Origin of the sequence: Pseudomonas sp. A014 (assembly GCF_052378495.1) — a bacterium.
GTDB classification, from domain to species: domain Bacteria; phylum Pseudomonadota; class Gammaproteobacteria; order Pseudomonadales; family Pseudomonadaceae; genus Aquipseudomonas; species Aquipseudomonas machongensis.
In genome coordinates, this window is record NZ_CP199001.1 from 4,466,040 (window position 1) to 4,492,177 (window position 26,138).

Consider the following 26,138-nt stretch of genomic DNA (forward strand, 5'->3'; position numbering starts at 1 on the left):
CGGAAAAATATTCATCGAACACGGGAATAGAAGCCGACACCGGGGCGTTGTCCCTGCATGGCCGATGCATAAGGCCATCATTCCCCCGAACGGATTCGGATAACCGCCAGAGGTATCTCTCATGTTGAAGAAAAGCGCACTCGTTCTTTCATTGGCTCTGACCTGCGTGTCTGGCCTGGCCTTGGCTGATGCCCCCGCGAAGGTCGGCGACAGCGCCCTGGGCAAGGTCCTGGTCGACAGCAAAGGCCTGACCCTCTACACCTTCACCAAGGACAGCGCTGGCAAGTCGGCGTGCAACGGTCAATGTGCGCAGAACTGGCCGCCGCTGGCCGCCGGCCCCTACGCCAAGGCCGCCGATGGCTACAGCGTGATTACCCGCGACGATGGCAGCAAGCAGTGGGCTTACAAAGACCAGCCGCTGTACGGCTGGGTCAAGGACCAGAAGCCGGGCGATACCACCGGCGAAGGGGTCGGCCAGGTCTGGCACGTGGCCAAACCCTGAAGCTGAAACACCACGGGGGTGTCGATGGACAGCCCCCGTGGTGTTTGTGCAAGACAGAAACAAAAAAAGCGACCCTAAGGTCGCTTTCTTTGTGGCTTCCGGGTGTTCAGTGGGCCCTGGAAGCTGGAATATGGCGCAGCGGACGGGACTCGAACCCGCGACCCCCGGCGTGACAGGCCGGTATTCTAACCGACTGAACTACCGCTGCGCTATACATCGAGTGGTGGGTGATGACGGGATCGAACCGCCGACCCTCTGCTTGTAAGGCAGATGCTCTCCCGGCTGAGCTAATCACCCTTCGTCTCGGTGTGGCGCGCATTCTACGGAGGAGCCTGTACCCTGGCAAGCACTTTTTTCAAATTTTTTATCTGATCTTTCAAAGACCTATGAATAAGTCACTGCTGGCCCTCTGACAGGGTTGGCCTGCAACCACTGCTCGGAGAATAATGCCCGCCTTATGTATTAAGGAGAGATTCCCCCTCATGTGGTTCAAGAACCTGCTGACCTACCGCCTGACCCAGGATGTCCCGTTCGAGCCTGAAGCGCTGGAGACCGCCTTGGCCAGCAAGCCGGCCCGCCCCTGCGCCAGCCAGGAGCTGACCACTTACGGCTTTGTCGCTCCGTTCGGCAAGGGCGAAGACGCTCCCCTGGTACACGTCAGCGGTGAATTCCTGTTGATTGCCGCACGCAAGGAAGAACGCATCCTGCCCAGCAGCGTGGTCAACGACGCGGTCAAGGAGAAGGTCGAAGAGATCGAGACCGAGCAGATGCGCAAGGTCTACAAGAAGGAACGCGACCAGATCAAGGACGAGATCATCCAGGCCTTCCTGCCGCGTGCTTTCATCCGCCGTTCGATGATCTTCGCTGCCATCGCTCCGCGCCAGGGCCTGATCCTGGTCAACTCGGCCAGCGCCAAGCGCGCCGAAGACCTGCTCTCCACGCTACGTGAAGTCATGGGTTCGCTGCCGGTGCGCCCGGCCACCGTGAAGATCGCCCCGACCGCGACCATGACCGACTGGGTCAAGTCGCAGCAGCCTGCCGAAGGCTTCTATCCACTGGATGAATGCGAGCTGCGCGACACCGCCGAAGACGGTGGCATCGTGCGCTGCAAGCGCCAGGACCTGGCCAGCGAGGAAATCCAGTTGCACCTGAGCACCGGCAAGCTGGTCACGCAACTGGCCCTGGCCTGGCAAGACAAACTGTCGTTCGTGCTCGACGACAAGATGGTGATCAAGCGCCTGAAGTTCGAGGAATTGCTGCAGGAGCAGGCCGAGCAGGATGGTGGCGACGAAGCCGCGCAACAGTTCGACGCAAGCTTCCTGTTGATGATGATGACCCTCAACGAATTCCTGCCGGTGCTGTTCGAAGCCCTGGGTGGGGAAGAGATTCCGCAGGGGGTCTGATTCAGGTTGAAAGGCCGGTGCTGGGTGGTTGTGTGGTCGCCAGCACCGACCTCTTCGCGGGACAAGTCGGGGCGCCGAACCGCCGCTCCCACAGGGCCAGTGAATTTCACAAAGCTATAAATAGAAAAGGAATCCCCCATGCGCGCCCTCGCCGCCTTCAGCCGTTTCGTCGGTAACACCTTCGCCCTCTGGGTGCTGGTGTTCGCCTGCCTGGCCTTCCTGCAACCGCAATGGTTCATCGCCCTGAAGGTAGCCATCGTGCCACTGCTGGGGTTGGTGATGTTCGGCATGGGCCTTACGCTCAAGCTCGACGACTTCGCCGCCCTCGCCCGTCAACCCTGGCGCGTGGCGCTGGGAGTGGTGGCGCATTTCGTGATCATGCCGGGCGTTGCGTGGCTGCTATGCCAACTGTTTCACCTGCCACCGGAAATCGCCGTGGGCGTGATCCTGGTCGGCTGCTGCCCGAGCGGCACCGCCTCGAACGTGATGGTCTGGCTGTCGAAGGGCGACCTGGCACTGGCCGTGGCCATCGCCGCAGTCACCACCCTGCTCGCGCCCTTGCTGACCCCGGCGCTGATCTGGTTCCTGGCCTCGGCCTGGCTGCCGGTCTCGTTCATGGACATGTTCTGGTCGATCCTGCAATTGGTGATGCTGCCGATCGTGCTCGGCGTGCTGGCGCAGAAGCTACTCGGTGCGCGGGTGCAACTGGCGGTGCAGGTGCTGCCACTGGTGTCGGTGGTGAGCATCGTGATGATCGTCTGCGCGGTGGTCGCGGCCAGCCAGGCGAAGATCGCCGAGTCCGGCCTGCTGATCATGGCGGTGGTGATCCTGCACAACAGCTTCGGCTTCCTGCTGGGCTATCTGACCGGCAAGCTGTGCAAGCTGCCCCTGGCGCAGCGCAAGTCGCTGGCGCTGGAGGTGGGGATGCAGAACTCAGGCTTGGGCGCGGCCCTGGCAGCGGCGCATTTCTCACCGCTGGCGGCGGTGCCCAGCGCGCTGTTCAGCGTCTGGCACAACATCTCCGGGGCCTTGCTCTCGACCTGGTTCAGGCGCATGGAAGAGCCTCGCGGTGCCGGGGAGGAACAGGCGCAAGTCGGGCACTGAGCGGGCGGACTTCTTCGCGGGCAAGCCCGCTCCCAAACGCAAGACAGCTGTATACCTTGTGGGAGCGGCGGCTCGCCGCCGCGACTTGCCCGCGAAGAGGCCCGGACAGGCACCACTTGCTTGTCACCCGGCAGATGTGCAATATAGTGCGCACTGTGAGGACGACCTCACGACGCAAGGCGTGACCAATCCGGGGACGGCCCCATCTTTCAACGATGGAGAATCATCATGTCCTGGATCATCCTGTTCTTCGCCGGCCTGTTCGAAGTCGGCTGGGCTATCGGCCTCAAATACACCGATGGCTTCACTCGCCCACTCCCAACCGCACTGACCGTCGCCGCCATGGCCGTGAGCCTGGGCCTGCTGGGCCTGGCCATGAAGGAATTGCCGCTGGGCACTGCCTACGCCATCTGGACCGGCGTCGGCGCAGTCGGCACGGTAATCGCCGGCATCATCCTGTTCGGCGAATCCATGGCATTGGTGCGCCTGATCAGCGTTGCGCTGATCGTCGCCGGCCTGATCGGCCTGAAGGTCAGCGCCAGCTGACCTTCCACCCTCCCCTCAACGCAAGTCGCCGCGCAAGGCACTGACCTCCTCGCGCAGCGCTTCAGGCTGGGCCGCCTCCACCGGGATGGCGGCACCCGCCACCAGGGTCACCCGCGACCACAATCGACGCAGGAAGCCCTTGGCCGGATCACGGCTGAAGAAACTCCCCCACAACCCCTGCAACGCCAACGGAATCACCGGCACCGGCGTCTCCTGGAGAATCCGGCTGACGCCACCCTTGAACACATCGATCTCACCATCGGCGGTCAGCTTGCCTTCCGGGAAGATGCACACCACCTCACCGGCCTGCAGATACTCGGCAATGCGCGCAAAGGCCCGCTCGTACGTCGCCTCGTCCTCGCTGCGCCCGGCAATCGGGATGGCCCCGGCAGTGCGGAACACGAAGTTGAGCACCGGCAGGTTGTAGATCTTGTAGTACATGACGAAACGGATCGGTCGACGGATCGCACCGCCGATCAGCAGCGCATCGACGAACGACACATGGTTGCACACCAACAGCGCCGGCCCCTCGTCAGGGATACGATCGAGGTCGCGGTGCTCGACGCGGTACATCGAATGGCTGAGCAACCAGATCAGGAAGCGCATGGTGAACTCAGGAACAATGCGGAAGATGTAGGCGTTGACCGCAATGTTGAGCAGCGACACCACCAGGAACAGCTGCGGAATGCTGAGGTCGGCCAGGCTCAAGAGGACGATGGTGACGATCGCCGAGACCACCATGAACAGGGCATTGAGGATGTTGTTCGCGGCGATCACCCGGGCGCGCTGGTCTTCAGGCGTACGCGCCTGGATCAGGGCGTAGAGCGGCACGATGTAGAAACCGCCGAACACACCAAGCCCGACGATCGAGACCATGATCCACCAGGCCTGGCTCATGCCCAACAGGCTCAGCCAATCGTGCGGCGCAGCAGCGGCCGGCACGTCACCCGAATGCCACCACCAGAGCAGACCGAACAGGGTCAGGCCGAACGACCCGAACGGTACCAGGCCGATTTCCACCTTGCGCCCGCTCAGGCGTTCGCACAGCAGCGAACCGACGGCAATGCCCACCGAGAACAGCGTCAGCACCAGCGTGACCACGGTCTCGTCGCCGTGCAGCCAGTCCTTGGCATAGGCCGGGATCTGCGTGAGGTAGATCGCCCCGACGAACCAGAACCACGAGTTGCCGACGATCGAGCGCGACACCGCCGGGGTTTGCCCCAGGCCCAGGCGCAGGGTGGCCCAGGACTGCTTGAAGATATTCCAATCCAGCTTCATCTGCGGCGCCACCGCCGCCGCCCGCGGGATCCAGCGGCTGGCCAGGTAGCCGAGCACCGCAGTGCCGACGATGCCTCCGGCCACCACCGTGGCGTAGTTGCCCGAGGACATCATCACCCCGGCACCGATGGTGCCGGCCAGGATCGCCAGGAAGGTGCCCATTTCCACCAGCCCGTTGCCGCCGACCAGTTCGTCCTCGCGCAAGGCCTGGGGCAGGATCGAGTACTTCACCGGCCCGAACAGCGCCGAATGAGTGCCCATGGCGAACAATGTCAGCAGCATCAGCTCCAGGTGATCACTGAGAAAGCCCACCGCGCCGATCAACATGATCACCACTTCAGCCAGCTTGATCGCACGGATCAACGCATCCTTGGCGAACTTCTCGCCAAACTGCCCGGCCAGCGCCGAAAACAGGAAGAACGGCAGGATGAACAGCAGCGCGCAAAGGTTGACCCAGATCGAACGGTCGCCCTCCAGGCTCAACTTGTAGAGGATCGCCAGGATCAGTGACTGCTTGAACAGGTTGTCGTTGAAGGCACCCAGCGACTGGGTGATGAAGAACGGCAGGAAGCGCCGCTTGCCGAGCAAGGTGAATTGCGAGGAATGACTCATCGTCCTTGTTCCTGAGAGGGCGTTGTCAATTGGAGGTCCGCTCATCGCGAGAAGCCACAAATCTGCACGCGATTGCCCACCTCTGGCAACAGGCCTGCGAAGCGCATCACGCCGACGAACCAATTAATGGCTATATGCCATTATTTTTTCTGCAACCCCTTTTCAGAATGTTGCAAGGCTGCCGATAATTCATATAGATGACTACATCCGGTAACAGGATCAGCCTTCGGCTCTCCTCCAACGCACAAGAAAAGGAGCACAGCAGCAGATGTTCACCTGGTTCGGCGATCTGAAGATCGCACACAAACTCGGGCTCGGTTTTGGCCTGGTCCTCGTGCTGACCCTGGCCCAGTCGCTGATCGGCTGGGACGCTTTGGGCAGCCTGGTGCGGCGCAGCGAAGTGGTCAGCGACGTCTCCGCACTCAACGATGCCCTGGGCGATCTGCGCGAGGCGCGCTTGCGCCACGCCATGTCCAATGGTGACGAAGAACAAGGCAAGGCGTTGCAGCAGACACTGGCGGCCTTCCAGGCACCCCTGGCGAAACTCCACGGCATCCTGCGCAACGCGACCAACCTGCAGACCCTCGACAAGGCCGAGCAGGCCCTGCAGGCCTATGCCCGCAACCAGGAACAGAGCCTGCAGTCGTACCGCACCATGCGCGCGGCGCAAAAGGAGATGGGTGGGCTTGCCACCCAGTCGTTCGCCACGATCGACAGCATCCGCAAGCAGGTCCGCGCGTTGCCCGATGCCGAACAGCGCTACGTGCGCAGCGAAGCGATCAACCAGATTCGCGAGAACCTGATCCTGCTGCGCTACCAGGTGCGTGGCTACACCGGCAACACCAACACCGACACCGAGCAGGCGATGAATGCGCAGATCGCCACCACGGTGAACGACTTGCCAGCCCTGACCGCGGCATTCAATGGCCAGTTCGCCGAGCAATTCCGCCAACTGAACGAACAGGTGCGCGCCTACGCCGCCGCCGTCGAGGCCTTCCGCGGCGAAACCCGCAAACTGATGGACTACCGCGCCAACATGGGCAATGACGTCGCGACCCTCAACACCCTGATCGGGCAATTGCTCGACAGTCAGGCAGTGGCCGTGGTCAATGACAGTCAGTTCGCCAAGACGCTGCAGTTCGCCACCACCGCCCTCGCCCTGCTGCTCGGTGCCCTGCTGGCGATACTGATCGCCCGGCAGATCAGCCAGCCGCTGCAAAGGGTGCTGCGCGCCATGGAGCAGGTGGCCGACGGCAACCTGGGCGAACAACCCAGCAGCAATCGCCGCGATGAACTCGGCCAGTTGCAGAACAGCCTGCATGGCATGACTGCCAAGCTGCGCCAGCTGATAGGCGGCGTGCGCGACGGCATCTCGCAGATTGCCAGTGCCACCGAAGAGCTCTCGGCGATCACCGCGCAGACCAGCGCCGGCGCCAGCAGCCAGCGCCAGGAGACCGACCAGGTCGCCACTGCGATGCAGGAAATGGCCGCCACCGTGCAGGAAGTGGCGCGCAATGCCGGCGAAGCCTCGGTGGCCGCCAGCGCCACCGATCTCGAGGCCCGCGAAGGCGACAGTGTGGTCACCCGCGCCGTGACCCAGATCGGCCGCCTGGCCAGCCAGGTCGACGCCACCAATGAGGCGATGGACGCCCTGCGCAACGAAAGCCAACGCATCGGCAAGGTGATGGACGTGATCAAGGCCGTGGCCGAGCAGACCAACCTGCTGGCGCTCAACGCCGCCATCGAGGCCGCCCGCGCTGGCGAGGCCGGTCGTGGCTTTGCCGTGGTCGCCGACGAGGTACGCAGCCTGGCCCAGCGCACCCAGGCCTCGACCGAAGAAATCGAATCGGCGATCAGCAGCCTGGAGCAAGGCACGCGCTCGGTCAGCGACCTGATGGAAGAAAGCCAGAGCCTGACCGAAAGCAGCGTGGCACTGGTACGCGAGGCCGGCGTTGCGCTGGAGGGCATCACTCAGCGGGTGTCGGGCATCCAGTTGATGAACCAGCAGATCGCCGCCGCCTCCGAGCAGCAGAGCGCCGTGGCCGAGGAGATCAGCCGCAGCGTGGTGACGGTGAGGGACATTTCCGAACAGACCGCCGAGGCCAGTGAGCAGACCTCGGTGTCCAGCGTCGAACTGGCACGGCTGGGTGGGCAATTGCAGCAGATGATCAGCCGGTTCCGGCTCTGACAGCCCGAGCTCCCCTTGTAGGAGCGGGCTTGCCCGCGAAAAACACACTTGCAGGAGCAACTGTCCTGCTCAAAATCGAAAGACCAGCCCAATCCCTGTAGGAGCGGGCTGGTCCCGCGAACACCGGCGTAGCCGGTGCCATGCATCGCGGTGTTCCTTTCGCGGGCAAGTCGGAGCGGCGAACCTGCGCCCCTACGCGAACCCGAACAACCCCCGCGCCGTGTCCACCAATAGCGCCCGACGCAGCGACGCCGAGCAGCCCAGGGCATCGAACTGCTCGACCACCGCGGTAAAGCTCATCACCGATTCATGCTGGGTATGCGGCCAGTCGCTGCCCCACATCAACCGGTCCGCGCCATAGTGCGCCTCCAGGGCGCACAGGGCCTGGCGGGCGAAATCCAGGTTCTGCCCAGGCGAGCCGCCCAATCGATAGATCCCCGATACCTTCATCCACACCTTGCCCTGCCCGCCGAGGGTCAGCAGCTCGGCAAATCCCGGCTGCCCCAACCCCAGGCGCGCATCCGGCCTGCCGAAGTGATCGATCACGATATCCACACCATATGGCTGCAAGGCACGCACCAGTGCCGGTATATCGGCCACCTGTCGATGCAGCTCGACATGCCAGCCCAGATCGCCGATCAGCTCCAGCAGTGGCCGCCAACCGGCGTCGCGCAGATCAGGCAGGGCCTGCCCCATCAGATTCAGGCGCACACCGCGTACACCGAGGCGCGCCATCTGCTCAAGGGTGTCGCGCGCAACGCCAGGCTCGAGCATCACCACGCCGCGCAATTGCCTGGGCGCGGTTTGCAACGCCGCCAGCAGGTAGCTGTTGTCGGTGCCGAGAAAGCTCGGCTGCACCAGTACGCCATGGCTGAAACCGTGCCCGGCCAGCTGGGCGAGGTAGTCGCCCAGCGGCGCATCGTAGGTGGGTGCGTAACGGCGCTCCGCTACCAGGTTCAGCCCACGGCTGAACACGTGGGCGTGGCTGTCGATCGCGGTGAACGGGGATACAGGGGTTTGCGGCATGATGCTCATTCGGGACGATTGAAGGTTACTTGGCGACCGCAACCGCAACCTGCGGCGAGACCGGGGCCTCGAGGTTGCGACCGCGGGTTTCCGGCAGACACAGTGCAGCGATCACCGCCACGCCGTAGGCGATGCCGGCATCGATGCCGATGGCGGCCCCCAACGACATGGATTCGCTCATGTGACCGACCAGGAACGGGAACACGGCCGACAGCACCCGGCCGAAGTTGTAGCAGAAGCCCACCCCGGCACCGCGCACATCGGCCGGGTACAGCTCGTTGAAGAACGCCCCCAGGCTCGCGGGAATGCCGGCGGCGAAGAAGCCCAGCGGGAAGCCGAGGAACAGCATCTGCGTGTTGCTCAGCGGGAAGAACACATAGGCCTGTACCGTCAGCACGCAGCACAGGGCGAACAACAGGATGTTCTTGCGCCGGCCAATACGATCGATGAGCAGGCCACTGACCACGCAACCACACCAGAAGGCGAAGATGATCACCGCCAGGTAGCCGCCGGAGTTGAGCACCGAGAGGTTGCGCTCGGTCTTGAGGAAGGTCGGCAGCCAGGTCATCACCGCGTGGTAACCACCATGGGCACCCAAACCCAGCAGCCCGCCCAGCAGGGTCACGCGCAGCAGTTCAGGACGGAAGATGCCGGCCATGGACTTGGTGAAGCTGACGGGAATGGCCTTTTCCTTCTGCAGGCGCTGGAAGCTGTCCGGCTCGGGTACGTTGCGCCGCACCCAGATGATCAGCAGCGACGGCAGCAGGCCGACGAAGAACATCACCCGCCAGGCGAACTCCTGCGGCACCAGCGAATAGATCAGCGCAAACAGGCCCACCGCCAGGCCCCAGCCCACGGCCCAGGCGCTCTGCACCGTACCCATGACCTTGCCGCGGTATTTCGGGTTGATGGTCTCGGCCATCAGCACCGCGCCTGCGGCCCACTCGCCACCAATGCCGAAGCCTTGCATGGCCTTGACGAACAGCAGCGGGTAGAAACCGGTGACGAACGCCGACAGGAAGGTGAAGAAGGAGAACCAGAGGATCATCCACTGCAGGGTACGCACCCGGCCGTAACGGTCGGACAACGTACCGCCAAGCCAGCCACCGATCGCCGAGGTGACCAGCGTCAGGCCACTGATCAGCCCGGCATCGCCCTTGGTCAGGGAAAACGCGGCGATCAGCGCCGGGATGGCCAGGCCGAACATCTGCACCTCAAGGGCGTCGAGCGACCAGCCACCAAAGCAGGCCCAGAACGTCTTGCGTTCGCGCGAGGTGATTTCGCGATACCAACTGAACATGATTTCTTATCCTTCTATGTCGTGTGTGCGAGGTCAGGGGCAGCCGGACGCACGCCGGCCAGGCAGGCAGAGCCACGGCACCGTGCTGGCACGGCGCCGGAAGTCACAACGGGGCGTGAAACGCCCGGTCAGCGAATATCGATGCGGTAGCGGAAGTGCTCGGCATGGCCGCGCGAACGGCGCCATTCCAACGGTTTGCCGGCGTAGTCACGGGCCAGACGCTCGATCACCACCACCGGGCTGCCCTCCGGCATCTGCAGCAGGCGCGCGTGAACGGCATCGACCGACTCGGCCGTGAGGGTCTCCTCGGCATAGGCCACCACCTGACCGCACAGCTCTTCGTAGATCGGGTAGAGCAGCGGGCCCTTGCGGTCCAGCTCGACCTCAAGCAATGGCTGGAACGTCTGCCGTGGCAGCCAGATTTCCTCGGCCAACACCGGCTGGGCACCGAGCAGACGCAGGCGCACGATGTGAATGACGTCGGCTTCCGGCGCCAAGCCCAGGGCACTGGCAACCGCCGAGGGCGCCGGGACTGGCTCGATGGACAGGATGCGGCTCTCGGGCACGGCACGTTCGCCGTTGGCCGACTCGAAGCGGAAGAAGCGGAACAGCGAGGAATGGAACTGCGGCCGGCGAATGAAGGTGCCGCGGCCTTGCTGGCGCTCCAGCACGCCCTCGGTCACCAGCACATCGACGGCCTTGCGTACGGTGCCGACCGACATGTCGAACTCGCTGGCCAGGGCCGCTTCGGTGGGAATGGCCTCACCGGGGCGCCAGCGGTTGTTGGCGATCTGCTCGACCATATGGTCGCGCAGCTGTTGGTAGCGGGGCAGACGCGCATCACCGGGCAGTGTGTTCATGGGGCCTGTCTCTCGTCTTGTTATATAAACATATATATGAATTTTTCCGAGAGTATTCCTGCTGCCCTGAACGCTGTCAATCCTCCGCCTATCGGCTTGAAAGCCACGGTGGCTTCTTCGCGGGTAAACCCGCTCCCACAGGTGCACAGCGTTCTTGAGCACTGCCAGGTAACCGGGGAGCGCGACCACCCACTAAAAGGTCAGCACATTCAACGATTTGCGATACAGGGCGAGGTGAACAGCTCACCACGCCAGGCGCCCTTGAGCGTGCGGCTCGCCACCACCAGCCAGAGCAGCGCCAGCATCACCACCAGCACCTGCCCGAATACCGTGAAGAAACCCAGGCCCAGCCAGGCCGCCAGCTTCAAGGTGGCGAGGCTGTACACCCCCAGCGGGAAGGTAAAACCCCACCAGCCCAGGTTGAATGGCATGCCCTGGCGCATGTAGCGCAGGGTGATCAGTACCGCGGTCAGCAGCCACCACAGGCCGGCTCCCCACAACACCATCCCGGCCACCAGCCCCAACCCGCGTGCCACTTCACCCAGGTTTCCCAGGCCATTGGCCGCGAACACTGTGGGCGCATCGCCGCCCAGCAGCAGCATGCCCAGCGCCCCGGTGCCGATCGGGCCCAGCGCCAGCCAGCTGGATGCGGCCATGTTGGCCGGCGGCAGCTTGTGCAGCGCCATGCGCAGCATGAGGATGGTCAGGATACTGAACGCCACCGGCAGCGAAACCGCCCACAGCACGTAGCTGGTCACCACCACCAGGAACTGCGCATGGACATTCGCCAGGTGCGGCGCCAGCAGGCCACCGCTGGCCGCCGCCACCTCGGCCGCCACCACCGGCAGCAACCACACTGCAGTCATCTGGTCGATGCTGTGCTCCTGGCGGGTGAACATCAGATAAGGGATTGCCACGCCACACAGCAATGCCAGTGCCACGTCAACCCACCAGAGCGCCTCGACCCAAGGCACCACGCCGTCGCCCCAGCGCTCGAGGCCAAACACCAGCGCGCCATTGAGGATGGTCGCCAGGCCCATGGGGATGGTGCCGAAGAACATCGAGACCGTGGAGTGGGCGAAGATCCGCCGTGCCTCGTCGAAGAACAGCAGCCAGCGCGCGCCGTACAGGGCGCAGAACAAGATGAACAGGCCGATGGTCAGCCACCACAAACCCTCTGCCGCACCGTGCAGAGCCGGAATCTCCAATTGTCGCAAGGCCAGGGCCAGAACGCCGGTGCCCATGGTCGCGGCAAACCAGTTCGGGGTGAACTGACGGATCACTTCCAGCGGGTGGGCCAACTGGTGGAAGGGCCGCAAGGACGCAGCGCGAGTCGGTGGGCAGGTCATGGCAAAGATTCCTCGTGTAAGGTGGGATCATCTTATGCCTGCAAAGAATATCCATATAACGGTTATTTTCTCTATCTGTTATCTATTTTGCAGATATAGCGCAAGCCAGAGCCGGTGGCTTATGCTTGCTGCCTGCGACAACTCCAACAACAAGGACGTGGCAATGCTCGCCGCACTCAAACGCTACCCTTTCGCTGTCCGCCTCCTGCTGCTCACCACCTTCGTGCTGACCCTGGCTCGCGCGATCACCCTGCCCTATCTGGTCGTCTATCTGTCGGACAGCTTCCAGTTGTCGGTCAGCCATATCGGCCTGCTGATCGGCGGGGCACTGATCGTCGCCTCGTTGCTGAGCCTGTATGGCGGACATCTGGTCGACACGCTGCGCAACCATACGGTGATCATCGTCGCAACCCTGGTGTTCACGCTGTCGTTCGCCGTCGCCATGTTCAGCCCCTCGGTGGCGCTGTTCTTCCTGTGCCTGGTGCTGATCAACCTCGCCCTGGCGGTGGTCGACATCGCCAGCAAGGCCGGATTCTGCGCCCTGCTGCCGGTGGAGGAGCGCGCCGAGGTGTTCGCCATCAAGTACACCCTCAGCAACATCGGCTATGCCGTCGGCCCGTTGCTGGGGGTGGCGCTGATCGAGCTCGATGGCCATCTGCCGTTCCTGGTCTCGGCGCTGATCGGCCTGCTCATGTGCCTGGTCTACCAGCGTCTGGGCGATCGGCAGTTACGCCCCAGCGAGCCGCAACTGCCCGGCGTCGGCTTCATGCAAGTGGCTATCGGGCTGGCGCGGGACCGGCGCCTGGTGTGCTTCACCCTGGGCGGCGCCCTCAGTGCAGTGGTGTTCGGCCAGTTCACCGCCTACCTGTCGCAATACCTGGTGGTGACGGCCCACGCCAGCGAAGCGGCGCGGTTGGTCGGGGTGCTGGTGACGACCAACGCCGTGACGGTGATCGCCCTGCAATACCTGATCGGCAGACGCATCAGCCGCCAGTACCTGATGCCCTGGCTGATGGCCGGGATGGCGCTGTTCGTCGCCGGGCTGCTGGGCTTCTCGCTGGCAGGCTCGGTGCTGGGCTGGTGCCTGGCAATGCTGGTGTTCACCCTCGGCGAGATCATCGTGATCCCGGCGGAGTACATGTTCATCGACCTGATCGCACCGGAGCATCTGCGCGGCGTCTACTATGGCGCGCAGAACCTCTCCAACCTCGGCGCGGCACTGGGGCCGGTACTGGTCGGGTTTGCCCTGGGGTATGTAGTGCCGGTGGCGGTGTTCTACCTGCTGGTGCTGTCGGTGCTGCTGGCGGCACTCTTCTATTACCTGGGGACGCGAGGGGCGAAGGTCTAGAGCGCCCCCTGCGACCACCTGCCACTGCGACCATCGTCTGCGCTGACGAACCCGCGCCCGCGTGCCAGACTGATTGATCGGGACCGCGTTTTCATTTTTGCTCCGGAGTTTGCATGTCGTTGTCCAGCGGGCTGATCGCCGTGGTCGCCCTGGCCTATATGGCCGTCATGTTCGCCATCGCCTTCTACGGCGACCGTCGCAGCACGCCGTTGCCGCCGCGCCTGCGCGCCTGGGTGTACAGCCTGTCGCTGGCGGTGTATTGCACCAGTTGGACCTTCTTCGGCGCCGTCGGCCAGGCGGCCGAGCAACTCTGGGCGTTCCTGCCGATCTACCTGGGCCCGGTGCTGCTGCTGATCTTCGCACCCTGGGTGCTGCAGAAGATGGTGCTGATCAGCAAGCAGCAGAACATCACCTCGATCGCCGACTTCATTGCCGCCCGCTACGGCAAGTCGCAGACGCTCGCGGTGGTGGTTGCACTGATCTGTCTGGTCGGCGTGCTGCCTTACATCGCCCTGCAGCTCAAGGGCATCGTGCTCGGCGTCAACTTGCTGATCGGGGCCACTCCCGACGCTACCGGCACCCGGGTGCAGGACACGGCGCTGGTGGTGTCGCTGGTGCTGGCGCTGTTCGCCATCGTCTTCGGCACGCGCAGCCTGGATGTCACCGAGCACCATCGCGGCATGGTGCTGGCCATCGCCTTCGAGTCCCTGATCAAGCTGCTGGCGTTTCTTGCCGTGGGCGCCTTCGTGGTGTTCAACCTGTATGACGGCTTCGACGACCTGTTCAGCCAGGCGCGCCAGTCGATCCACCTGGAAAGCTACTGGCAGGAGACGATCAACTGGCCATCGATGGTGGTGCAGACCGCCGTGGCGATGATGGCGATCATCTGTCTGCCGCGGCAGTTCCACGTCACCGTGGTCGAGAACATCGAGCCTCAGGACATGCGCCTGGCCCGCTGGGTGTTCCCGCTATACCTGGTGCTGGCGGCACTGTTCGTGGTGCCGATCGCCCTGGCCGGGCAGATGATGCTGCCAGGCACGGTGATCTCCGACTCCTTCGTCATCAGCCTGCCGCTGGCCGAAGCCCACCCGAGCCTGGCCCTGCTGGCCTTCATCGGCGGCGCCTCGGCCGCTACCGGCATGGTGATCGTCGAGGCGGTGGCGCTGTCGACCATGGTCTCCAACGACATGCTGCTGCCCTGGCTGCTGCGACGCACCAACGCCGAGCGCCCGTTCGAGGCGTTCCGCCACTGGATGCTCTCGGTGCGCCGGGTGGCCATCGTGGTCATCCTGCTGCTGGCCTACGTCAGCTATCGCCTGCTCGGCTCCACCGCCAGCCTTGCGACCATCGGCCAGATCGCCTTCGCCGCAGTCACCCAGCTGACCCCGGCGATGCTCGGCGCCCTGTACTGGAAGCAGGCCAACCGCCGCGGCGTGTTCGCCGGCCTCGCTGCGGGCATCTTCCTGTGGTTCTACACCCTGGTGCTGCCGATCGCCGCCCATAGCCTGGGCTGGTCGCTGCAGTTGTTCCCCGGCCTTGCCTGGCTGCACGGCAACCCACTGGACCTGCCGATCACCCCGCTGACACAAGGGGTGGTGCTGTCGCTGGCGGGCAACTTCATGCTCTTTGCCTGGGTCTCGATTCTGTCGCGCACCCGGGTTTCCGAGCACTGGCAGGCCGGGCGCTTCATCGGCCAGCAAACCAGCGCCCGCCCTAGCAGCCGCCCTCTGCTGGCCGTGCAGATCGACGATCTGCTCAACCTTGCCGCGCGTTTCGTCGGCGAGGAACGCGCGCGGCAGAGCTTCATCCGCTTCGCCTACCGCCAGGGCAAGGGCTTCAACCCCAACCAGAACGCCGACGGCGACTGGATCGAACACACCGAGCGCCTGCTCGCTGGCGTGCTCGGCACCTCCTCCACCCGTGCGGTGGTCAAGGCCGCCATCGAAGGCCGCGACATGCAGCTCGAAGACGTGGTGCGCATCGCCGACGAAGCCAGCGAGGTTTTGCAATTCAACCGCGCCCTGCTGCAAGGCGCCATCGAGAACATCAACCAGGGCATCAGTGTGGTCGACCAGAACCTGCACCTGGTGGCCTGGAACCGTCGATATCTCGAACTGTTCAACTACCCCGACGGGCTGATCAGTGTCGGCCGACCGATCGCCGACATCATCCGCTACAACGCCGAGCGCGGCCTGTGCGGCCCGGGCGAGGCGCAGGTGCACGTGGCGAGGCGCCTGCACTGGATGCGCCAGGGCCGGGCGCACACCTCGGAACGGTTGTTCCCCAACGGGCGGGTGATCGAACTGATCGGCAATCCCATGCCCGGCGGTGGCTTCGTCATGAGCTTTACCGACATCACCCCGTTCCGCGAAGCCGAACAGGCGCTCAAGGACGCCAACGAGGGCCTGGAGCAGCGCGTGGCCGAGCGCACACACGAGCTGTCGCAACTGAACCAGGCGTTGTCGGAAGCCAAGAGCCATGCCGAGGCGGTCAGCCAGTCCAAGACCCGCTTCCTCGCTGCCGTCAGCCACGACCTGATGCAACCGCTGAATGCCGCGCGGCTGTTCTCCGCCGCCCTGTCACAACAGGCCGAGGGCCTGAGTGAAGAGGCCCAGCAACTGGTGCAGCACATGGACAGCTCGCTGCGCTCGGCAGAGGAATTGATCAGCGACCTGCTGGACATCTCGCGCCTGGAGAACGGCAAGGTCACCCCCGACATCAAGCCCTTCGCGCTCAACGAACTGTTCGACACCCTGGGCGCCGAGTTCAAGGTACTGGCGGCCGAGAAAGGCTTGGAATTCCGCCTGCGCGGCAGCCGGCTGCAAGTCGCCAGCGACATGAAACTGTTGCGCCGGGTGCTGCAGAACTTCCTCACCAACGCCCTGCGTTACGGCAAGAGCCCGATCCTGCTGGGCGCTCGACGCGAAGGCGAGCACCTTTGGCTGGAAGTCTGGGATCGCGGTCCGGGCATTGCCGACGACAAACTGCAGGTGATCTTCCAGGAGTTCAAACGCCTGGACAGCCATCAGACCCGCGCCGAAAAAGGCCTGGGCCTGGGCCTGGCAATCGCCGATGGCCTGTGCCGGGTGCTCGGGCATCGCCTGGAAGTGCGCTCATGGCCAGGCAAGGGCAGCGTGTTCCGGGTCAGCGTGCCGATCGCCAGGCATCCGGTGGCAGCGCCCGCAGCGCCCGTGGAACCGGGCGGGCAACCGCTCGCCGGGCTGCAGGTGCTGTGCGTGGACAACGAAGACAGCATCCTGATCGGCATGAACAGCCTGCTCGGGCGCTGGGGCTGCCAGGTCTGGACCGCACGCAACCAGGCCGAGTGCGAGGCGCTGCTATTGAAGGGCATGCGCCCGCACCTGGCGCTGGTGGACTACCACCTGGACGACGGCGAAACCGGTACTGGCCTGATGGCCTGGCTACGCACGCGCCTGGGTGAACCCGTTCCAGGCGTGGTGATCAGTGCCGACGGGCGCAACGAAACCATCGCCCAGGTGCATGCTGCAGGGCTGGACTACCTGGCCAAGCCGGTCAAGCCCGCCGCCCTGCGTGCGTTGCTCAATCGGCATCTGAGCCTGGTTCAGTAAGCGTCGCATCGGCCAGCGCCTCATCCGACAGCGCACGCTCCAGCAGGTCGGCAGGCAAGCTCTTGCTGGCGCGCGCGCCCAGCAGCTTGAGCTGCTCGCTGCGGCTGATGAGGTTGCCGCGCCCTTCGCACAGTTTGTTGCGCGCTGCGGCGTAGGCCTTGTCGACCTGCTGCAGGCGCGCACCGAGCTCGTCCAGGTCCTGGATGAACAGCACGAACTTGTCGTACAGCCAACCCGCACGCTCGGCGATCTCGCGGGCGTTCTGGCCCTGACGCTCCTGCTTCCACAGGCTGTCGATGACCCTCAGGGTCGCGAGCAAGGTGGTGGGGCTGACAATGACGATCTGTCGGTCGAAGGCTTCCTGGAACAGGCCCGGCTCCGCTTGCAGCGCTGCCGAGAAGGCCGCTTCGATGGGTACGAACAGCAATACGAAATCCAGGCTGTGCAAGCCATCCAGCCGGCTGTAATCCTTGCTGGAGAGGCCTTTGACGTGACTGCGCAAGGACTGCACGTGCTGTTTGAGCGCCGCCTCGTCATTGCCGGAGACGAACTGTTGATAGGCGGTGAGGCTGACCTTGGCATCGACCACCACCTGCTTGTCCCCCGGCAGCATGATCAGCACATCGGGCTGGAAACGCTCGCCATCGGCGCTCTTCAGGCTGACCTGGGTCTGGTACTCGCGGCCTTTCTCAAGGCCCGCATGCTCCAGTACCCGCTCGAGAATCAACTCGCCCCAGTTGCCCTGGGTCTTCTGGCCCTTGAGCGCCTGGGTGAGATTGGTGGCCTCATCAGACAGACGCAGGTTGAGTTGCTGCAGGCGCTCAAGCTCCTTGCCCAGCGAGAAGCGCTCGCGGGCCTCCTGCTGGTAGCTCTCTTCGACACGCTTTTCGAAGGCCTGGATGCGCTCCTTGAGCGGATCGAGCAATTGTCCCAGGTGCTGCTGACTGGTCTGGGCGAAGCGCTGCTCGCGCTCGTCAAAAATCTTGGTGGCCATCTCGGCGAACTGGGCACGTAGCGTATCGCGGGCTTCCTGCAAGTCGTCCAGGCGCTGGGCGTGGCTTTCCTGCTGCTCGCGCAGTTCGGCGTCCAGCCGCGCAGCCTGAGCCTCCAGGCGACGCAGTTCGGCTTCGCGGGTAGCGCGCTCCAGGTTCCAGGCATGGGCGGCATCGCGCGCGTTGTCGCGCTCGTTCTGCAACAGTTCCAGCTCGCGATTCTGCGCAGCAAGCGTCGCCTGTTTGTGGCTGTTGGCTTCGCTGAGGTCGCTGATCTCGTCGCGGCAGGCTTCGAGCTGCGCCTGCAGGCCAGCCTGGGCCAACTGCGCGGCACTCAGGCGTTCCTGCATCAGGCCGGTTTCGGTTTGGCGGGCGGCGAGCCGACGCTGGACCTGCAACACCCACCCCAGGCACGGCACCGCGGCAGCCACGATGCCCAATAGAATACTGGCCAGGTCCACTGCCATGCTTGCTCCGGTCAATGCTTAGATTGTGCGCAGCTTACAGGTTTTTTGCCGGTGCTATTGCACCGAAGGCAGCAGGCCAAGCAGCCGCCGCGCCTCCTGCGAACCCTGTCCCGCCGCCAGCTCCAGCCAGTACCGCGCTTGCTCGGGATCCTGCGCCTGGCACAACCGGCCATATTCGAGCTGAGCCCGACTGTCACCGGCGCGGGCGGCCTGGCGCAGCAGCTCATGGCCGATACGCCGATCCCGCGCAGTGCCACAGTCACGGCAGAGCATCTGCCCCAGGCGACTCTGCGCTACCACCACGCCCTGCCGGGCGGGTTGCTTGAGCATGCGCCCAGCGAGGTGCTTGACGCTGGGCTTGTCAGCCAGGCGCGGGTTGTCGAGCAGCCACAGGGCCACTTTCAGGGAAAAGCGCTTGGGAGAAACCAACGGCGCATTGGCGGGGGAACCGGCGGGGGATTTACCACGAAACTTCATGACAACAGCGATGGTGATTCGAGAGGCGCGCCACTCTACTCGATTTTTTCGACAAAGGCCCGGGGCAACATTGGGGCGTCGGAAAAAAATATTTCATGGTTCTTTTCTTGACGTTTTCACCCCAGAGAAAGGCGGTAAGTATTTTCCATGGCTAGGTGTCGGACCCTTCCGAAAACAGCTGGCACGCCCGTCCTAGAGCAAGCCCTAGGGACAATCCACAGAACCTGTGGATAACTCGGTGGACAACCCCCCCTTGGCGCCCGCAAACCCCTGTGGAATGGGGCTTACAGTCAAACTGACGATTTTTTCACCAGCCTAAATAAGTGTTTTTTTTCATTGACTTAAGGGCTCAGTCAAGTCATTGGCGGCGTCCGGGGAAGACGTTGCAGAACAGTTACAAGTCATGCTCCAAGTGTGCACAAGTGCGCCAACAAAGTGCGCAGGCTCGCACCACGGCGGGAAAACAGCATCGTGTTACCGCAACCCATCCCTTCACAGATGCACCACGAACAGAGATAATGCTCGGCTTCGCTGAAGAAAATCAAAAAACGCTTGCCATGCCGCGAACCTTCCAGTAGTGTGGCCGCCGTTAGTACCAAGCTGAACGTCAATTCTGGCCGCAACGTCCTTGCGAATGGCCACCCTCCCCGGGTAGCACCGCTGAAACCAGGACCGGCCCACTCGATGATTCCCTCGACGGCAACAGCCGCTCCAGCACGAATCACCTAATGACAGATTGATCGGGATCTTCACCCAGTGGCCTCGAACCTGGTCCGTGGGATGCTGCCCGCCTTCCGAAGTACCTACCAGTCAGCCCGGCGCCTTACTTGTGCTTGCGCTACCTCTGGCTGCTCTGTTCCGGTCAGGTTTTTCGCCTCCCTTAATAAAGGCGTCACCGGAACGTTTCTATTGTGCACGGATCGAAACCCGTGTCTTGAGCAGGAAATCTAAAAAAATGACTAATCACCATCAGATCCAGCGCGCCTTCGGCACGCTTTCTCAGGCCTTCGCCCCACTGAAGTGCCTCATCGTTGCCCCTCGCAAGGGCAGCTTCAGCTTCACCCTGGTCGACGAACACGGCGTGGCCTGCCACACCGAGCGCCTGTATCCAGAGCAATACACCCACGCAGAGCCGCTGCAGGCGGTGATCGATCGCACCCGCCAGTCGTTGGTCGCATGAATGAATGGGTGAGGATTCACCCCATGAATGACCGCCCCTGATTGCTGCCCGAAACGCTCTTTGCTTAATTGCCACAAGGCATATGGCAGAGGCGCTGCGGCAGCAATCGATTTAAAAACAGCCCTTTACACCATGATTATCACACTACACTTCAACTCGAGCGGTGCGAGCCGCTTCCGGCGGGCCTGATCATCCATTAGCTGCCAAGCTCCAGCGCCCGTCGGCCCCTGACAGTTCGAGGGCATCATGGGTATCGCTGCGAACGAGTTGAGTCAATATGTGATCCGCCCCACGCTGATCTACCTGGATCGCCATAGCGCGAGCGCCGAAGCCTTGCTGCTGGGCGTCGCAGCTAGCCAGTCCAGCCTTGGAGCAGCCCTGCATGACCGTCGCGGTCACGGCTTGTACAGGATCGGCGAGACGCGCCATCAAACCCTCTGGGACGATTACCTGGCCCGCGATCCCGAGCTGGCAAGCCTGGTCCGCGGGCTTGCCAGTCAGCATGCCTTCCTTGGTGGCCCGCACCTGGAGCTGACGGTCAACCTGCGCTATGCCACCGCCATCGCCTGGATGCTCATCGAAGAGCAAGCCACGCCTCTACCCGCCCCCGACGATCTTCTAGGGCTCGCACGAATCTGGCGACAGACATTCCACCCCCAGGGACGCCTGCGCGACTTCACGCAGGCCTGGCACTGCTGGGTAAATCCGATAATGTCCCAGGCATCTTAAGAACCGTCCTACAAGCAAACCGGAAAAAAGGGAATTTTGGTCGGATTGTCCTACAAAACCGCTCTATCTCCGCCGATACAGGCTATGGCGTAGTGCGTGATTTGTTGGTAGCTTTTCGCCCCGGAGATCCCAAGGAGTTCTAATAATGAAAACAGTCATGCTCAAAACCTCTCTCGGCGTCGCTATCGCGCTCGCTTCCAGCCAACTGTTCGCCAGCGGCTTCGCCCTCAACGAACAGAGCGTCAGTGGCATGGGGACAGGTTTTGCGGGTCGTTCTTCCTCTGCCGACGATGCCAGCACCATTTACGGAAACCCTGCCGGCATGTCGCGCCTCAAGCGCGAACAGATCACCGTAGGCGGCGCAGCCGTCATCGCCAAGACCGACATTTCCGGCCGCGGCAGCAACCTGGGCGGGAAAATGGACGGTGACATGGTGCCGTTCGTAGGCGTGCCCATGGGCTACTACGTCAAGCCAATCGACGATCACTGGAGCCTGGGCTTCGGCGTCTACGTGCCCTTCGGCCTGGTCACCGACTACGGCAGCAACCACGCGGCACGCTACTGGGGCAAGAAGAGCCACGTCGAAGTGGTCACCTTCCAGCCGACCGTCAGCTACGCCTTCAACGACAAGGTGTCGATCGGTTTCGGCCCGACCATCAACCGCATCGAGGGCGAACTGGGTTCGAGCACCATCAACCCGCGCTCCCCTGGCCGCAACGATGGCGAAGTGAAGATCAAGGGTGATGACACCGCCGTTGGCTACAACATCGGTATCCTGGTCCAGGCCACCGACCGCACCCGCCTCGGCCTGACCTATCACTCGATGGTCGACTACAAGCTCGAAGGCAAGACCAAGATCAACAACGCGTTGATCGGCCCGTTCAGCGGCAGCAAATTCGACGCCGACCTGAAGATCAAGACGCCCGAGTCGGTGGACTTCTCGGTCACCCACGAACTCGACGACCAGTGGACCCTGTACGCAGGCAGCACCTGGACCCGTTGGAGCCGTCTGAAGGACATCACCGTCACCAACGACGTCCCTGCCCCGCTGGCCGGCCAGTTCGGCACCATCAGCGAAGAGCAGAACTGGCACGACACCTGGGCTCACGCCATCGGTGCCTCGTACAAGGTGAACAAGGAGTGGACCCTGCGCACCGGCTTCACCATCGACCAGTCGCCGACCAACAACCACGACCGCTCTCCGCGCATCCCTACTGGCGATCGCAAGATCTTCAGCCTGGGTGCCGGCTATAGCCCGACCGACGACGTGACCATCGACGTGGCCTACTCCTACCTGTGGGAAGAGGACACCAAGGTGAACCTGGCCAGCGCCACCAAAGGCACCTACCAGGCCAAGTACGAGAACAGCGCTCACGGCATCGGAGCGTCGCTCACCTACCGCTTCTGAGTGGGTTCAGGCTGCATGAAAAACCGCCTTCGTGGCGGTTTTTTCATGCCTGCACGCGCCAATGCTCGCCAAGGCTCGCCTGCAGGTACTCCATGAATACCCGCACTTTGGTGGTCATGGCAAAGCGATCGGCCACGCACAGGAACACATCCATCGGTTCGGTCTGCGCATAGGCCTCGCCAGGTTGGGCAGAGTCGAACAACGGCACCAACTGACCGCTGTCCAGGTGCGGACGCACAAGGAACTCGGCCAGGCGCGTCACCCCACCATCATTGAGCGCCATTTCCGCCAGGGCCTCGATGTCGTCGCTGATCAATACATTGTCGAACTCCGCCTCGAAGCGCATGCCATCACGCACGAATCCCCAGCGCAGCAGGCGGCCATCGACCGGATAACGCAATACCAGGCAGCGATGATCACGCAGCGCCTCGGGCGTGGTGGGGCGGCCAGCCCTGGCCAGATATCCCGGCGAGGCGCAACAGATGAACGGAATCCGGGCGATATGTCGTGCCAGCAGATGATCTTCCAGCTGCGGCGTAATACGCAGACTGACATCGACATCTTCGCGGGCATGACTGACCCGGCGATCACTCGCAACCATTTCTATCGAAAGCAGCGGATAGCGCGCACTGAAGGCAGGAATCAGGGGCGCCAGGATGCGGCGCCCGAACGCCGATGAGGCGGCAATGCACAAGCGCCCCTGCGGCTCGGTATCGGGGGTGGTGACCTCCTGTTCGGCCAGGATCAGGTCACGTTCTACATGCTTGACCCGGCTGTAATACTGGCTGCCAGCAGGCGTGAGCGCCATGCTGCGCGTGCTGCGCGACAGCAGACGGACCTGCAGGTGCGCCTCCAGGCGCGCCAGGTTCTGGCTGACCGCTGCCGCACTCAGGCCCAGTGTGCGCGCTGCACCGGCAATGCTGCCAGCCTCGACGACCTTGATGAAACTGCGGATGGCATTGAGCAGATCCATGGCTGCGCTCTTGGGATTCGTAAGAATCTCTTTATAAAGAACTCAACCCGGCTGGTCTACAGCGCACAACTGACCATTGTTAACCTGCGCTTCTCATGTCCAACCGAGAGGCGCCCTCATGACCCCTTTGCCCCAGCCACGCCGTCGCAAGCTCCGCGCCAGTGCCACACCCTATGTCTTCGCGTTCTACATGTCGGCGATCATGGCGATGCTGATGTGCTTCGTGATCACCGCTGCCACGACCGGCATCAATCAGGACTACTTGCGCAAGGTGCTGCAGGCCTACCAACTGGCGATGCCGGTGGCGTTCGTCTGCGTGCTCATGGTGCGGCCCGTGGTGATGCGCCTGGTGGCCATCACCGTGCATCCGCACTGATCGCCCGCACGAGACAGCACCGCATCAGGGCTGCGAAGCTATGGCCTTCTCGATAGCCGCCCGGAACGCCGGATCATCCGGCTTGGTCAGGCTGGAAAAATTGCCGATCACCTTGCCTCGCCGGTCCACCACGTACTTGTAGAAATTCCACTTGGGTGCACTGCTCTGCTTTGTCAGCTCGACGAACAGCGGGATCGCATCCTTGCCGCGCACCGGCTGAGTCTTGGTCATGGTGAAGGTGACACCGTAGTTGGCGTAGCAGACCTTGGCGGTCTTCTCGCTGTCGGCATCTTCCTGCTTGAAATCGTTGGAGGGCACGCCGAGCATTTCCAGCCCCTGCTCGTGGTACTCCTTGTAGGCAGCCTCCAGCCCCTCGAACTGCGGCGCGAAGCCGCAGTAGCTGGCGGTATTGATCACCACCAGCGGCTTGCCAGCGTACCGCTGGCACAGATCGACCTGGCCCTTGCCGCGTAGCTCCGGCAGGCTGCCTTGCAGCAGCGCCGGACAATCGGCGGCCCAGCTGGAGGAAGTGGCCGCCAAAGCGAGCAAGGGTACTGCGAGCCAACGCGTAAGCATGTTCCCAATCTCCTACAAGACAATTCCTTGCAGGGTAGCGCTTAACAAACGCCCATGCCCAGCTGCATCAATGCCAATCCGCCCTGATGCCAGCCCCACCAGGCGAGCGCCAGCACCAGCAGCGCACCCGCTACCAGCAGCCCGCGCAGCAAGGAGCGGTTCATGCCGCCTTGGCCTGCAGGCGCGCAACCGGGCGTTCGCGCACCGGCCAATTGAGGGCCGCCGCCAGCAGGCTGAGCAGAATGGAGATCTGCCAGACCAGGTCATAGCTACCCGTGCGGTCATAGACCACCCCGCCCAGCCAGCCACCGAGGAAGGCGCCGAGCTGGTGGAACAGGAACACGATGCCCCCCAGCATCGACAGGTTACGCACCCCGAACAGGGTCGCCACCGTGCCGTTGGTCAGCGGCACCGTCGACAACCACAACAGGCCCATGGCGATGCCGAACAGGTAGGCGCTGAATTCGGTCACCGGTGCCCACAGGAACAGCACGATCACCACCGCCCGCAGCAGATACAGGCTGGTCAGCAGACGCGGCTTGGACATGCGCCCGCCCAGCCAGCCGGCGGTGTAGGTGCCGACAATGTTGAACAACCCGACCAGTGCCAGCACCGTGGTACCGATGGTCGCCGGCAAGTGCTGGTCGACCAGATAGGCCGGCAGGTGCACACCGATGAACACCACCTGGAAGCCACAGACGAAAAAGCCCAGGGCCAGCAACCAGAAACCGGAGTGCGAGCACGCCTCGCGCAGTGCCTGGCCCAGCGTCTGCTCGCCGCCTTGACTGGGTAGCGGCCGATCACGCAGCAGCCCGACGAAAGGCACGATCAGCGCCACCATCAAACCCAACACCAGCAACGCTGCCGACCAGCCCAGCCACTGGATCAGCCCAAGCGTACCCGGCAGCATGGCGAACTGGCCGAACGATCCCGCCGCGCTGGCAATACCCATGGCCATGCTGCGTTTCTCCGGCGGCACCGCACGGCCAACCACACCGAGGATTACCGAGAACGAGGTACCGGAAAGCCCGATGCCGATCAGCAAGCCAGCACTCAGCGACAACGACCAGATCGAATCGGCCATGCCCATCAGTACCAGGCCGGCAGCGTAGAGAATGCCGCCAATGATCACCACCCGCGCCGCGCCCAGGCGATCGGCCAGCGCGCCGGCGAACGGCTGGGCCAATCCCCAGATCAGGTTCTGCAGGGCAATGGCGAAGGCGAAGACTTCGCGCCCCCAGCCAAAATCGGCGCTCATGGGGGCCAGGAACAGGCCAAAGCCATGTCGCACACCCAGCGACAGCGCCAGGATCAGCGCCGCCCCGAGCAGCACCCAGCCACTGGTTCGCCAAACAGAAGTCATTGTTGTTGTCTCCTAGCCATCGCAAGGTTTGTGCGGGTATATACCCGCTTTATAGGGCACATTTCAGGCCAAACGCTCCAGCAAGCGAACCAGTTCATCGCGCTGACTCTCGCCCAGATGCTCGACCAACTGTAGCTGAGCCTGCTCCCAGGCAGGATGTGCGGCAGCCAGGCACGCCTTGCCTGCTTCGGTCAGGCACACCAGGCGATTGCGCTGGTCGCTGCCTTCGCCGAGCGACACCAGCCCATCGGCCTCCAGCACCCGCAGGTTGCGGCCCAAGGTACTGCGATCCAGGCCCATGGCCTCGGCCAGGCTGGTGATACTCGGCTGGTCGAGCCGCTGCAGATGACGCAACAAGGAAAACTGCGCGACATTGATACCGAAGCCCGCCAGGGCCTCGTCATAATGTCGGCTCACCCCACGGGCCGCACGACGCAGATGGGTGCAGATGCATTCACTGGTCAACATAAATGCGTGTATATACCCGCACC

Annotated in this window: 23 protein-coding genes, 2 tRNA genes and 1 pseudogene; 12 read left to right on the plus strand and 14 right to left on the minus strand. The window is 63.3% G+C overall.

From position 1 onward, the window contains the following. Positions 1–121: 121 nt before the first annotated feature. Positions 122–502: a COG4315 family predicted lipoprotein gene (locus ACTYOL_RS20695; RefSeq protein WP_054890920.1), complete on the plus strand. Its 381-nt coding sequence runs from the start codon at positions 122–124 to the stop codon at positions 500–502. Positions 503–633: 131 nt separating this feature from the next. Here the strand turns inward: ACTYOL_RS20695 and ACTYOL_RS20700 are convergent. Both ACTYOL_RS20700 and ACTYOL_RS20705 read right to left on the minus strand, forming a co-directional pair. Further along, positions 634–710: transfer RNA gene (locus tag ACTYOL_RS20700), tRNA-Asp, on the minus strand. 13 nt (positions 711–723) lie between these two features. Then, a tRNA-Val gene (locus ACTYOL_RS20705) sits at positions 724–799 on the minus strand. 185 nt (positions 800–984) lie between these two features. Here ACTYOL_RS20705 and rdgC point away from each other — a divergent pair. The 3 genes from rdgC to sugE all read left to right on the plus strand — a co-directional run bounded on the left by rdgC (position 985) and on the right by sugE (position 3,555). Continuing rightward, on the plus strand, positions 985–1,905 hold the full coding sequence (rdgC, locus tag ACTYOL_RS20710; protein WP_054890921.1) for a recombination-associated protein RdgC: 921 nt from the start codon (positions 985–987) through the stop codon (positions 1,903–1,905). Between the two features lie 138 nt (positions 1,906–2,043). Continuing rightward, positions 2,044–3,009 (plus strand): bile acid:sodium symporter family protein, encoded by a 966-nt coding sequence (locus ACTYOL_RS20715; protein ID WP_063545828.1) that lies wholly within the window; start codon positions 2,044–2,046, stop codon positions 3,007–3,009. A gap of 228 nt (positions 3,010–3,237) precedes the next feature. Further along, on the plus strand, positions 3,238–3,555 hold the full coding sequence (gene sugE, locus ACTYOL_RS20720) for a quaternary ammonium compound efflux SMR transporter SugE (RefSeq protein ID WP_063545829.1): 318 nt from the start codon (positions 3,238–3,240) through the stop codon (positions 3,553–3,555). A gap of 15 nt (positions 3,556–3,570) precedes the next feature. Here sugE and ACTYOL_RS20725 read toward each other — a convergent pair whose 3' ends face one another. After that, on the minus strand, positions 3,571–5,445 hold the full coding sequence (locus ACTYOL_RS20725; RefSeq protein WP_444757002.1) for an MFS transporter: 1,875 nt from the start codon (positions 5,443–5,445) through the stop codon (positions 3,571–3,573). A 268-nt stretch (positions 5,446–5,713) separates the two neighbouring features. Here ACTYOL_RS20725 and ACTYOL_RS20730 point away from each other — a divergent pair. Then, positions 5,714–6,778, plus strand: a pseudogene (locus ACTYOL_RS20730) (methyl-accepting chemotaxis protein); the annotation flags it as partial. After that, positions 6,770–7,633, plus strand: a complete 864-nt coding sequence (locus ACTYOL_RS20735; protein ID WP_420029858.1) for a methyl-accepting chemotaxis protein — start codon at positions 6,770–6,772, stop codon at positions 7,631–7,633. The pseudogene ACTYOL_RS20730 and the gene ACTYOL_RS20735, both read left to right, overlap by 9 nt. A 192-nt stretch (positions 7,634–7,825) precedes the next feature. Here the strand turns inward: ACTYOL_RS20735 and ACTYOL_RS20740 are convergent, their stop codons facing one another. The 4 genes from ACTYOL_RS20740 to ACTYOL_RS20755 form a co-directional block, all read right to left on the minus strand. Then, the gene (locus tag ACTYOL_RS20740; RefSeq protein WP_444757003.1) at positions 7,826–8,668 is read right to left on the minus strand and encodes an amidohydrolase family protein; all 843 of its coding nucleotides are present in this window, start codon (positions 8,666–8,668) and stop codon (positions 7,826–7,828) included. A 16-nt stretch (positions 8,669–8,684) separates the two neighbouring features. Continuing rightward, positions 8,685–9,959, minus strand: coding sequence for an MFS transporter (locus ACTYOL_RS20745; protein WP_153772812.1), 1,275 nt, complete (start codon positions 9,957–9,959; stop codon positions 8,685–8,687). Positions 9,960–10,087: 128 nt separating this feature from the next. Then, positions 10,088–10,819: a GntR family transcriptional regulator gene (locus ACTYOL_RS20750; RefSeq protein ID WP_200602979.1), complete on the minus strand. Its 732-nt coding sequence runs from the start codon at positions 10,817–10,819 to the stop codon at positions 10,088–10,090. A 209-nt stretch (positions 10,820–11,028) separates the two neighbouring features. After that, entirely contained in the window at positions 11,029–12,168 is a 1,140-nt protein-coding gene (locus ACTYOL_RS20755) for a TDT family transporter (protein WP_444757004.1), read from the minus strand. A gap of 163 nt (positions 12,169–12,331) precedes the next feature. On the opposite strand from ACTYOL_RS20755, the gene ACTYOL_RS20760 reads away from it, so the two are divergent. Both ACTYOL_RS20760 and ACTYOL_RS20765 read left to right on the plus strand, forming a co-directional pair. Continuing rightward, positions 12,332–13,516: an MFS transporter gene (locus ACTYOL_RS20760; protein WP_444758169.1), complete on the plus strand. Its 1,185-nt coding sequence runs from the start codon at positions 12,332–12,334 to the stop codon at positions 13,514–13,516. Between the two features lie 113 nt (positions 13,517–13,629). After that, positions 13,630–17,106, plus strand: coding sequence for a hybrid sensor histidine kinase/response regulator (locus ACTYOL_RS20765; protein WP_153772809.1), 3,477 nt, complete (start codon positions 13,630–13,632; stop codon positions 17,104–17,106). On the opposite strand, the gene rmuC is transcribed toward ACTYOL_RS20765, so the two are convergent. Both rmuC and ACTYOL_RS20775 read right to left on the minus strand, forming a co-directional pair. Beyond that, positions 17,078–18,451, minus strand: a complete 1,374-nt coding sequence (rmuC, locus tag ACTYOL_RS20770; RefSeq protein WP_200603015.1) for a DNA recombination protein RmuC — start codon at positions 18,449–18,451, stop codon at positions 17,078–17,080. The genes ACTYOL_RS20765 and rmuC overlap by 29 nt on opposite strands. Before the next feature lie 168 nt (positions 18,452–18,619). After that, positions 18,620–19,042 (minus strand): tetratricopeptide repeat protein, encoded by a 423-nt coding sequence (locus ACTYOL_RS20775; RefSeq protein ID WP_444757005.1) that lies wholly within the window; start codon positions 19,040–19,042, stop codon positions 18,620–18,622. Positions 19,043–19,997: 955 nt separating this feature from the next. Between ACTYOL_RS20775 and ACTYOL_RS20780 the strand changes: the two genes are divergently transcribed. The 3 genes from ACTYOL_RS20780 (at position 19,998) to ACTYOL_RS20790 (ending at position 22,359) form a co-directional block, all read left to right on the plus strand. Next, the gene (locus tag ACTYOL_RS20780; protein ID WP_054890933.1) at positions 19,998–20,222 is read left to right on the plus strand and encodes a hypothetical protein; all 225 of its coding nucleotides are present in this window, start codon (positions 19,998–20,000) and stop codon (positions 20,220–20,222) included. 246 nt (positions 20,223–20,468) lie between these two features. After that, the gene (locus tag ACTYOL_RS20785) at positions 20,469–20,951 is read left to right on the plus strand and encodes a hypothetical protein (protein ID WP_153772806.1); all 483 of its coding nucleotides are present in this window, start codon (positions 20,469–20,471) and stop codon (positions 20,949–20,951) included. Positions 20,952–21,096: 145 nt separating this feature from the next. After that, positions 21,097–22,359: an OmpP1/FadL family transporter gene (locus tag ACTYOL_RS20790; protein ID WP_444757006.1), complete on the plus strand. Its 1,263-nt coding sequence runs from the start codon at positions 21,097–21,099 to the stop codon at positions 22,357–22,359. A 43-nt stretch (positions 22,360–22,402) separates the two neighbouring features. On the opposite strand, the gene ACTYOL_RS20795 is transcribed toward ACTYOL_RS20790, so the two are convergent. Then, positions 22,403–23,332: a LysR family transcriptional regulator gene (locus ACTYOL_RS20795; protein WP_054890936.1), complete on the minus strand. Its 930-nt coding sequence runs from the start codon at positions 23,330–23,332 to the stop codon at positions 22,403–22,405. A gap of 118 nt (positions 23,333–23,450) precedes the next feature. Between ACTYOL_RS20795 and ACTYOL_RS20800 the strand changes: the two genes are divergently transcribed. Beyond that, complete coding sequence (locus ACTYOL_RS20800) at positions 23,451–23,708, plus strand: DUF2798 domain-containing protein (protein ID WP_197890666.1); 258 nt, start codon at positions 23,451–23,453, stop codon at positions 23,706–23,708. Positions 23,709–23,732: 24 nt separating this feature from the next. Here ACTYOL_RS20800 and ACTYOL_RS20805 read toward each other — a convergent pair whose 3' ends face one another. The 4 genes from ACTYOL_RS20805 to ACTYOL_RS20820 all read right to left on the minus strand — a co-directional run bounded on the left by ACTYOL_RS20805 (position 23,733) and on the right by ACTYOL_RS20820 (position 26,115). Beyond that, positions 23,733–24,284, minus strand: coding sequence for a glutathione peroxidase (locus tag ACTYOL_RS20805; protein WP_197890663.1), 552 nt, complete (start codon positions 24,282–24,284; stop codon positions 23,733–23,735). A 41-nt stretch (positions 24,285–24,325) separates the two neighbouring features. Next, on the minus strand, positions 24,326–24,448 hold the full coding sequence (locus ACTYOL_RS20810) for a hypothetical protein (RefSeq protein ID WP_256093865.1): 123 nt from the start codon (positions 24,446–24,448) through the stop codon (positions 24,326–24,328). Beyond that, positions 24,445–25,647 carry an MFS transporter gene (locus tag ACTYOL_RS20815; RefSeq protein WP_151926334.1) on the minus strand — a complete coding sequence of 401 codons (1,203 nt, stop codon included), beginning with the start codon at positions 25,645–25,647 and terminating at the stop codon, positions 24,445–24,447. Before ACTYOL_RS20815 ends, ACTYOL_RS20810 begins: the two co-directional genes overlap by 4 nt. A gap of 63 nt (positions 25,648–25,710) precedes the next feature. After that, positions 25,711–26,115 carry a MarR family winged helix-turn-helix transcriptional regulator gene (locus ACTYOL_RS20820; RefSeq protein WP_197890661.1) on the minus strand — a complete coding sequence of 135 codons (405 nt, stop codon included), beginning with the start codon at positions 26,113–26,115 and terminating at the stop codon, positions 25,711–25,713. Positions 26,116–26,138: the final 23 nt, after the last annotated feature.